General features: G+C 37.5%; 2 protein-coding genes. Both read right to left on the reverse strand.

Features of this window, described 5'->3' with window-relative positions; all coding sequences use genetic code 11:
* On the reverse strand, nt 1-9,238 hold a 9,238-nt coding region (locus V7K30_RS18435; protein ID WP_335001652.1), incomplete at its 3' end, for an amino acid adenylation domain-containing protein.
* 62 nt (nt 9,239-9,300) lie between these two features.
* On the reverse strand, nt 9,301-11,298 hold a 1,998-nt coding region (locus V7K30_RS18440), incomplete at its 5' end, for a condensation domain-containing protein (protein WP_335001654.1).

Genomic DNA, 11,298 nt, shown 5'->3' on the forward strand with positions numbered 1-11,298 from the left:
GTTCTACTTGCTTTTCAAATAATTGATGAATACATTTATCTTTTGGATATTCACTCTCCGTTTGATTCCATTCTACTAATAATTGATGCCGTTCTTCTTCAGTTAACAAAGGCAATTCATTTACAGCCATTTGAGGATGAGCAACTATGGCTAACAATAAGTTCTCAAAATTTGCAGCCATCCGCTCAATAGTTAAGCTATCAAATAAATCAGTATTATACTCCCATCCTCCTTCTAAGCCTTGAAAAGTTTCTGATATATTGAGAGTTAAATCAAACTTAGCTATGGGAAAATCCTGATCTAACTGACTCCAAGTTAACCCTGGTAATTCTAGAGAACCCATTGGGGTATTTTGCAGGACAAACATGACCTGGAATAGGGGTGAATGACTTAAAGTGCGTTCTGGTTGTAATGCATCAACTACCTGTTCAAAAGGTAGGTCCTGATGTTCATACGCTTTTAATGTTGTTTCTCTGACTTGCTTAAGCAACTCTTCAAAACTGGGGTTATCTTCAAATTTACTTCTTAAAACTAATGTATTCACAAAAAAGCCAATCAATGGCTCTATTTCTCGGTGATGGCGATTAGCTATTGGTGAGCCTATTAAAATATCTGTTTGTCCACTATAACGGTATAGTAATGTTTGGAAAGCGGACAACAGTGTCATAAATAATGTTGTGTTTGACTCCCTTGAGAGTTTTTGTAATTTCTGGGTTAATTCCTGATTTAAGCTAAATCTGTGGGTTTTTCCATTGTAAGTTTGTACACTCGGTCTCCTTCTGTCTGTAGGGAGTTGTAATAGTTCTGGTGCATCTTGCAATTGTTGCTTCCAGTAATCTAGTTGGGTTTCTAATATTTCTCCTTTTAACCATTCTCTTTGCCAAACAGCAAAGTCTGCATATTGAATAGGTAATTCTGCTAAAGGTGTTGTTTCACCTGCACAAAAGGCTTGATATAAACTTGATAGTTCTTGGATGAATATCCCCATTGACCAACCATCTGACACAATGTGGTGCATTGTTAATAGTAAGACCTGTTCTGTAGTTGATATTTTTAAGAGATTACATCTGATTAAGGGTGCTACTTCTAGGTCAAAGGGGATGGATGCTTCTTCTATTACTTGTTGCTCTAAAACTTTTGTTCGTTCTGTTGTTTCTAGATGTTGTAAGTCTCTCACCTTGATATTTAAGGTGATTTCTGGGTTAATTATCTGTCTTGGTTTCCCATTAACTGTTGGAAAACTAGTTTTTAATACTTCATGTCTGCGTACTATTTCTTTGAGGGCTTGTTGGAGGGCATTAAGTTCCAAATTACCAGTGAGGCGAATGGCTGCTGGTATATTGTAGATGGCTGAACCGCCTTCTAGTTGATCTAAGAACCATAGTCTTTCTTGGGCAAACGATAGGGGTAGGACTTCAATTTCTTTTGCTATAGGTTTAATTGATGGTAAATTTAAGCCTGCGCCTAATGTCCGCAATTGATTGATGCTAAGGTCTAGTTGAGCTACAGTAGGCGATTCAAATACTTTTCTTAGCGGTATTTCTATTTGAAAGGTTTCTTTCAATCTAGATATTAATTGAGTGGCGAGTAAGGAATGTCCGCCTAAGTTAAAGAAGTTATCGTAGATTCCGGCTTTAGTTACTCCTAAAACTATTGCAAAGATGTTGGCTATTATTTCTTCACTCTGTGTTCTTGGTGCGATGTATTCGTCTGTTATGTCTCTAATTTCGTCTGGTACTGGTAATGCTTTATAGTCTATTTTGCCGTTGGGTGTTAGGGGGAGTGTTTCTAAGACGACAAAGCCTGATGGCATCATGTATTCTGGTAGCTTTTGTTTGAGATACTCTCTTAGTTGATTATTATTTAGAGATTCATCTAAAGTGACTAAATATGCTACTAGACGTTTGTTCTCTGCAATGTCTTCTCTGACTATTACTATTGCTTGCTGGACTTGAGGATGGCTATTGAGAACTGCTTCTATTTCTCCTAGCTCTATCCGGAATCCTCTTATTTTTACTTGATTATCTATCCGTCCTAAAAATTCTATATTTCCATCTGGTAAATAACGTGCCTTATCTCCTGTTCGGTAAAGACGAGAAGATTGGGAAGGGTTGAAGGGATTAGAAATAAATTTCTCATTTGTTAATTCTGGACGATTGAGATAGCCTCTAGCTAAGCCATCCCCTCCTATGTATAGTTCACCTGGAATACCTATGGGTACTGGTTGTAGATATGTGTCTAGAATATATATTTGGGCGTTAACAATGGGACGCCCGATAGGAATACTATCAGCAAGCTTCTGAAAACTCGCTAGAGAGTTTACTTCAAAAACAGTTGATGTGATGGTTCCTTCTGTCGGACCATATGCATTGAGAAGGCGCGCCGATGCTAAAGATGTTTTTTGCCAAAATTTCACTGCTTTTGGTGGCATAGCATCTCCACCAATAATAACAAGTCTCAGGCTGTCTTTTGGTGCTGTTTGTTTGCAGTTAACCCATTGCCCAATTAATTGTTGCCAATAGGCTGGTGGTAGGTTGATAACACTGATTCCATATTTGTCAATCTGCTCTTGGAATTGCAATGCTTGCCATAGTTCTTCGTTACGCACTACTACTGCAGCACCGATAGTTAATGGAAGGATAGTTTGTTCTATAAAAGCATCAAAGCTAACTGAAGCAAATTGAAGAACTCGATCGCTTGGTATCAGATGATAAACATTTTGAATATTTTGGCAGTGATTAACTAGAGCATAATGCTCAACTAAAACTCCTTTAGGTTGTCCTGTAGACCCCGAAGTATAAATAACATAAGCCAAATTCTTTGAATCTACTCCAGTATCCAGATTCGCCTGACTCTGTTGTTCAATGATCCCCCAATCTCTATCCAAACATACCTTATGTATCGTAGACGATGGTAAAGATGACAATAATTCTTGTTGGGTCAATAACACCTCTACCCCTGAATCATTCAACATGGAACTCAACCGTTGTGTTGGATAATTAGGATCTAAAGGTACATAAGCCCCACCTGCTTTGAGTATTCCTAATATTCCTACTACCATTTCTAGGGAACGTTCTACACATATCCCCACTAAGACTTCTGGTTTTACCCCTAACCTTTGCAAGTAATATGCTAGTTGATTGGCTTTAGTATTTAATTGTTGATAAGTTAATTGTTGCTCTTCAAAAATTACAGCAACTGCATCTGGAGTGAGTTCTACCTGTCTTTCAAATAATTGATGAATACATTTATCTTTTAGACATTCACTCTCCGTTTGATTCCATTCTACTAACAATTGATGCCGTTCTGCTTCCGTTAACAAAGGCAATTGAGCCACTGTTTGTTGAGGATTAGCCACCATTGCTGAGAAAATGGTTTGCAGATGTCCTAACATCCGCTCCATTGTATCTTCTTCAAAGCTAAGAGTATCGTAACTTATCTTAACTAACAAATCATCCCCAGGTATTGCCACTAAAGTCAGTGGATAATTAGTTTGTCCAAACCCATTTACCTCGCTTAACTGTAGCGAACCCCCTTTATTAAATCCTGTTTTCTCAACTGGATAATTCTCAAAGACCACAATACTCTCAAACAAAGGTGTTCCTCCTCCTACTTCGCTCTTAGCTTGAATTTCAAACAATGGCGTGTAAGAGTAATCCTGTAATTTCGACATCGACTGTTGAATTTCTTTCAACCAAGGTATTAGTTTTTCTGAGGGCGATATTTGCACGCGTAATGGTAAGGTATTGATGAACAATCCCACAATTTTTTCAATACCTGATAAATTAGCAGTTCTACCGGAAACTGTTACCCCGAATACGACATCTTTTTCCCCACTATAACGACTCAATAATAATGCCCAAACTCCCTGTACTATAGTGGATAAAGTTAAATTATTTTGGTTGGCGACATTTTGTAATCCACTACTTACTTCCACTCCTAGACGTAATTCCAGTTCCGAGTAATTCGAGTCTGTTATTTGTTGAGGTGATTTGGTTTTATTTACTAGTAGGGGTGTAGGTGCATTAAAACCTTGCAAAGTTTTTTGCCAAAACTCAAAAGCTGCTTCAGCGTTTTGAGAATTTAACCAAGCGATATAATCTCGATAAGGAACGGCTGTTGGAAAATCACAATTTTCCCCAGTTTCTTGGGCTTGATAAAAACTAAAAACCTCTTTCAAGATAATTGGTAAACTCCATCCATCGATAAGTATATGGTGAAAAAGCCAGACAAACTTGTAAGTTTCATCACTTAGTTTAATTAATCTACACCTCATCAATGGTGCTTGGTCGAAGGTAAAACCTTGCTCTTGTTCTTTTAACAAAAAATCTGAAAATTCTTGTTGTTGATCTGTGGAGGATAAGGAACTCCAATCTAAATTAATCCAAGATAAAGTTACTTGTTTCAAAACCACTTGTAAAGGAGTGTGGCAATTTTCCCAAACAAATAATGTCCGGAGAATTGAATATCTATCAACTATTTTTTGCCAAGCTAATTCCCAAGCCGCTTCATTGACATCCCCCTTCAAATTTAATGTCAGCTGCTGAAAATATATTCCACTATCCGGTGCATATATACTGTGAAACAGCATCCCCTGTTGCATGGGGGATAAGGGATATATTGATTCAATTTTTGGATTTCCCAAAAGCGCTAATAATTCATCTATTTTCTCTTGATTCAACTGCGCTTCAGGAAAATCAGATGGTGTATACCCAAAAGCTTCGTATGACTGACAATGTTCAATTAAATTTCTGATGGTTTGAATATAGTTATCGGCTAAATTCTCTATAGTTGCGCGACTATGAACTTGAGAACTGTAAACCCAATTTATTTGAAATTCCCCTTCTATTACTAGACCATTTACTTGCAATAAATTATCACGATATTGCTTTATACTCTGCTCACCTCCTGTTCCCATTGAGCCTGGGACAAAAAAACCTGCACTTTCTGCTTGTACTTGATCGAATTGTCCTAAATAGATAAAACTTATTTCTGGATTGGGAATTTTTTGTATTTGTTCTTGGATAGTGGCATCTTCACACAAGTACTTTAAAATTCCGTAACCTATGCCTTTTTTGGGAATGGCTCTTAATTGTTCTTTTATTGATTTGATAACTTCTGCTGGTTGTTTTATTTCGGGGATTTTCAACAAGACTGGGAACAAACTGGTAAACCAACCTACTGTTCTTGATAAGTCTACATCTTCAAATAAATCTTCTCTACCATGTCCCTCTAAGTCTATTAAACTAGTTGAATTTCCAGTCCATTCTGCTAAAACTTTGGCTAAAGCACTTAGTAGTATATCGTTAATTTGCGTATTGTAAGCCCCATTGATTGAACCTAGTAGCTCGCTGGTTTTTTCAAGACTCAACTTCCTTGATACTTGTTGAGTATTTACCACTAAATTTTCTGATGGAGTGTAATCATAATCTCTTGGTAATGGTTGATTTTGAGACCAAGATTGATTCAGCCAATAGTCTAATTCTTGTTTAAGAATTTCTGATTGAGCATATTTGTTTAATTTCACTGCCCAATCTTTAAATGCTGTTGTTTTGGCACTCAGTTTTATTGGTTGTTGCGCCTCTATTTGTTGACAGATGGTTGCTAGGTCTGGGAGGATAATTCGCCAACTTACTCCATCTACTGCTAGGTGATGAATTATGATTAGTAATTGTTTTTTATCTCGACCTAAGTTAAACAGCACCAGTCGGATTAACGGTCCTGTTGACAGATTTAAACTAGCTTGATATTCTGCACCTATTTTTTCTAGTGCTTCTGCTTGTTCTTTAAGAGGTGTTGATGATAAATCTACTACGGTTAATACTCGTTGGTCTTCGATCGAATTGATTGGTAGGTATATTGCTGTTTGTGATGTGAATCTTGAACGCAGTACATCGTGATGCTCTAGTAATTTTTTCAGGGCTAGAGCAAGAGTTTCATTTGATAGATTTGGAGGAAGACGTAGTAAAAACGATTGGTTATAATGGTGTAATTCGGGGCGATTCTTGGTAAAAAACCATTGCTGAATTGGTGTTAGAGGGGCTGTTCCAGTTACTATTCCTTGTTGTGCATTTACTCCAACTGTTGTGTTAGCAACTCTGGCTAGTTCGGCTATGGTTTGATTTTGGAATATTTGTCTGGGTGTGATTTGTATTCCTGAGTTTTTGGCTCGAGAAACTACTTGAATGCTGAGGATGGAATCTCCCCCTAAGTTGAAGAAGTTGTCGTGGATACCCACTTTTTCTTTGAGTAACAATTCTTGCCATATATTACTTAAAATTACTTCTATTTCTGTACTTGGTGCGATGTATTCGTCTGTTATATTTCTGGTGACTTCTGGTGCTGGTAATGCTTTACGGTTTATTTTGCCGTTGGGTGTTAGGGGTAGGTTTTCTAAGAAGACAAAGACTGATGGTACCATGTATTCTGGTAACTTCTGTTTGAGGTCTTCTCTTAATTGATTGCTGTTGACTGAATCATCCTGGGTGACTACATAAGCTACTAGACGTTTGTAATCTGGAATATCTTCCCTGGCTATGACTGCGGCTTGTTGGATTTGAGAGTTGCTGTTGAGAACTGCTTCTATTTCCCCTAGTTCAATACGGAAACCTCTTATCTTCACTTGGTTATCGATGCGTCCCAGATATTCTATGTTACCATCTGGTAAATAACGAGCTAGGTCGCCTGTTCGATAAAGGCGTGGAGATTGAGAGGGATTGAAAGAATTAGGTATAAATTTTTCGTTTGTTAGTTCTGGACGATTGAGGTAGCCTCTAGCTAATCCATCTCCTCCGATGTAGATTTCGCCTATGATTCCAATGGGTACTGGCTGAAGTTGGTTGTCTAGGATGTATATCTGTGTATTGGCTATGGGACGACCTATTGGTGGAAGTGATGACCAAATATTGGAATAGCTTTGTAAAGGAAATGCTGTTACGACATGGCTTTCCGTCGGTCCATACTGGTTTTCTAATCTACAATTCGGAAGCTTATTCAAAAAATCTGTTAGTGCAGGAGTAATTTTTAATTGTTCTCCAGCAGTAATCAGTTCTTGAAGATTGTGAGGTAGAAATTGAATATTAGAAGCGCTTTGTGTTAATTGTTCCAGAGCAACAAACGGTAGAAATAGTCTTTCGACTGCTTGTTGTGCAAGCATCTGTAACAATGCCGTTCCATCTCTTCGCACATCTTCCGTTATTAATACTAAAGTTCCTCCTGAAGACCAAGTAGATAAGATTTCCTGGAAGGAAACATCAAAGCTTATTGGTGTAAATTGCCCTGTTTTTGTGCCATATTTTGCACAGGATTTTTTCAGTTGCCAAAGTATAAGATTCACAAGCGGGCGATGATTCATGGCAACTCCTTTAGGTTGCCCTGTGGAACCCGAAGTATAGATGACATAAGCCAAATTCTCTGAATCTACTCCAGTATCCAGATTGAATTGACTTTGTTGTTCAATGATCCCCCAATCTCTATCTAAACACACCACCTGTATCCTAAAAGATGATGGAAAAGATGACAATAACTTTTGTTGCGTTAACAACACCTCTACTCGTGAGTCCTCCAACATATAACTCAACCGTTCTGCTGGATAATTCGGATCTAACGGTACATAAGCTCCACCTGCTTTGAGTATCCCCAATAGTCCTACCGCCATCTCTAGGGAACGTTCTACACATATCCCCACTAAGACTTCTGGTCTTATTCCTAAACTTTGCAAGTAATGTGCTAATTGATTGGCTTTTTGATTTAATTCCTGATAAGTCAACTGCTTTTCTTCAAAGACTACAGCAACTGCATCTGGGGTAAGTTCTACTTGTTCTTCAAATAATTGATGAATACATTTATCTTTTGGATATTCACTCTCAGTATTATTCCACTCTACTAACAATTGATGGCGTTCTGTTTCAGTTAACAAAGGCAATTCACTTACAGTTTGTTGAGGATTAGTCACAATTGCTGAGAAAATGGTTTGCAGATGTCCTAACATCCGCTCTATCGTATCTTCTTGAAACCGAAGAGTATCGTAACTTATCTTAACTAACAACTCATTCGCTGGCATTCCTAATAATATAGTCAGTGGATAATTAGTTTGTTCAAACCCCTTTATCTCGCCTAGCTGTAGTGAATCCTCTTCATTAAATCCAGTCTTCTCAACTGGATAATTTTCAAAGACCACAATACTCTCAAACAAAGGTATTCCCCCTGGTACCTCGCTCTTAGCTTGAATTTCAAACAATGGCGTGTAAGAGTAATCCTGTAGTTTCAAGATTGATTGCTGGATTTGTTCCAGCCAAGGTATTAGTTTCTTTGAGGGCGATATTCGTACAAGTAATGGTAAGGTGTTGATCAACAATCCCACTATACTTTCTATCCCTGACAAATTGGCATTTCTACCGGAAACTGTTACCCCAAATACGACATCTTTTTCCCCACTATAACGACTCAATAGTAATGCCCAAACTCCCTGTACTATAGTGGATAAAGTTAAATTATTTTGGTTGGCGACATTTTGTAATCCACTACTTACTTCCACTCCTAAACGTAATTCCAGTTCCGAGTAATTCGAGTCTGTCTGTTGAGCCGACTTAGTTTTATCTACTACTAGAGGAGTTGGTGCGCTAAAACCTTGCAAAGTTTGTTGCCAAAACTCAAAAGCTGCTTCAGTGTTTTGAGAATTTAACCAGGTGATATAATCTTGATAGGGAACTGGTGCTGGTAAATAACAAATTTCACCAGTTCGTTGGGACTGGTAAAAATTGAAAACCTCTTTCAAGATAATTGATAAACTCCAACCATCAATGAGTATATGATGAAAGCTCCAGATGAACTGGTAGGTCTCATCACTTAGTTTAATTAACGTACATCTCATTAATGGTGCTTGGTTCAAGACAAAACCTTTTTGTCTTTCTCTTTGTAACAACTCTGACAATTGTTGTTGTTGCTCTGCCGACAGGAATGAACTCCAATCTAAATTACTCCAAGGTAAAGTTGCCTGATTCAACACCACTTGTAAAGGAAATGGGCGATTTTCCCAAATAAAAAATGTCCTGAGAATTGAATACCTATCTACAATTTTTTGCCAAGCTGATTCAAAAGCAATAACATTGAGATTCCCCTTTAAACTTAAGGTAATCTGCTCAAAATACACACCACTCTCAGGAGCATAAAGGCTGTGAAACAGTATTCCTTGCTGCATGGAAGAAAGTGGATAAACTGATTCAATTTCTATTGACATAAATGTAACCTAATAAGTAATCTCTGATTAATTTAACAGTAAAAGTTAGCAGTGCAAACAACTTATAAATTGTGCATACCATGTTTGATAGAAGTTAATAACTGATCGATTTCTAATTGATTCAATTGTGCATCTGGAAAATCCGATGGTGTATATCCTTTAGTATCTTGTGACTGACAATGTTTTATTATTGACCTGATTGCTTGTATATAGCTCTGTGCCAATTTTTCCACTGTGGCATTAGTATGAATATGACTACTGTAAGCCCAATCAATTTGTAATTCACCTTTTAATACTACAGCATTAATATCCAATATATGGTCACGAGTTTGCTTTAAATTTTGGTTAGCTCCAATAGACTCAGGTGCAAATTCCCAATCAGTTTCTGATTGCACTTGGTCAAATTGTCCTAGGTAGTTAAAACTAATTTCTGAAGTCGGAATTGTCTGTAGTTGTTCATTAACATTAGGTTCTTCACACAAGTAACGCAAAATGCCATAGCCAATACCATGATTGGGAATAGCTCGTAATTGTTCTTTTATTGACTTGAGAACGGATGCTAGTTGGTCTAATTTTGGGAGTTGCAATAATACTGGAAACAAACTGGTAAACCAACCTACCGTCCGCGATAAGTCTACATCACAAAATAGTTCTTCTCTGCCATGTCCCTCTAAGTCAATTAGTACCGTTGAATTTCCTGTCCACCCTGCTAATACTTGTACTAATGCACTAAGCAGTATATCGTTAATTTGTGTATTGTAAGCCTCGTTTACTGACAATAGCAAAGCTTGGGTCTCTTTTGCACTTAATTTCATCGATATAACCACAGCACTACCTACTGTATTTTCTTGTTGAAGATTAACATAATCTAATGGTATTGGTGTTGTCTGAGACCAAGGTTGGTTGAGCCAATAGTCTAATTCTTGTTTAATAATTTCTGATTGAGCATATTTTTTTAATTTGATTGCCCAATCTTTAAACGCTGTTGTTTTGGCGCTCAATTTTATGGTTTGTTTCGCCTCTATTTGTCGATAGATTGTTGCTAGGTCTGGTATAATTATTCGCCAACTTACTCCATCTACTGCTAGGTGATGTATTATTATTAGCAATCGTTTTTCGCCTCGACCTAAGTTAAACAACACCACTCGTATTATCGGTCCTGTTGATAGATTTAAACTAGCTTGATGTTCTGTGGCTATTTTCTCTAATGCTTCTGCTTGTTCTTCAAGAGGTGTTGATGATAAATTTACTAGGGATAGCGGTACGTTTCCCTCTTTTTTAGGGTCTATTTGTGAATATTCTGCTGCTTGTGATGTGAATCTTAAACGCAGTGCATCGTGGTGTTCTATTAATTCTTCCAGAGCTAGAGTCAGTATTTCTTTTGACAGATTTTGGGGAATTCTCAGTAAAAATGATTGGTTATAATGGTGTGCTTCGAGACGATTTTGGGCAAAGAACCATTGTTGAATTGGTGTTAGAGGAGCTGTTCCGGTTACTATTCCTTGTTGTGCATTTACTCCAAGTGTTGTGTTGGCAACTCTGGCTAATTTCGCTATGGTTTGATTCTGGAATATTTGTTTGGGCGTGATTTGTATTCCTGAGTTTTTGGCTTGAGAAACTACTTGAATACTGATAATGGAATCTCCCCCTAAGTTAAAGAAGTTGTCGTGGATGCCAACTTTTTCTTTGAGTAACAATTCTTGCCATATATTACTTAAAATTACTTCTATTTCTGTACTTGGTGCGATGTATTCGTCTGTTATGTCTCTAATTTCGTCTGGTACTGGTAATGCTTTATAGTCTATTTTGCCGTTGGGTGTTAGGGGGAGTGTTTCTAAGACGACAAAGCCTGATGGCATCATGTATTCTGGTAGCTTTTGTTTGAGATACTCTCTTAGTTGATTATTATTTAGAGATTCATCTAAAGTGACTAAATATGCTACTAGACGTTTGTTCTCTGCAATGTCTTCTCTGACTATTACTATTGCTTGCTGGACTTGAGGATGGCTATTGAGAACTGCTTCTATTTCTCCTAGCTCTATCCGGAATCCTCTTATTTT

The organism is Nostoc sp. (assembly GCF_036917655.1).
In the GTDB taxonomy this organism is placed as follows: domain Bacteria; phylum Cyanobacteriota; class Cyanobacteriia; order Cyanobacteriales; family Nostocaceae; genus Nostoc.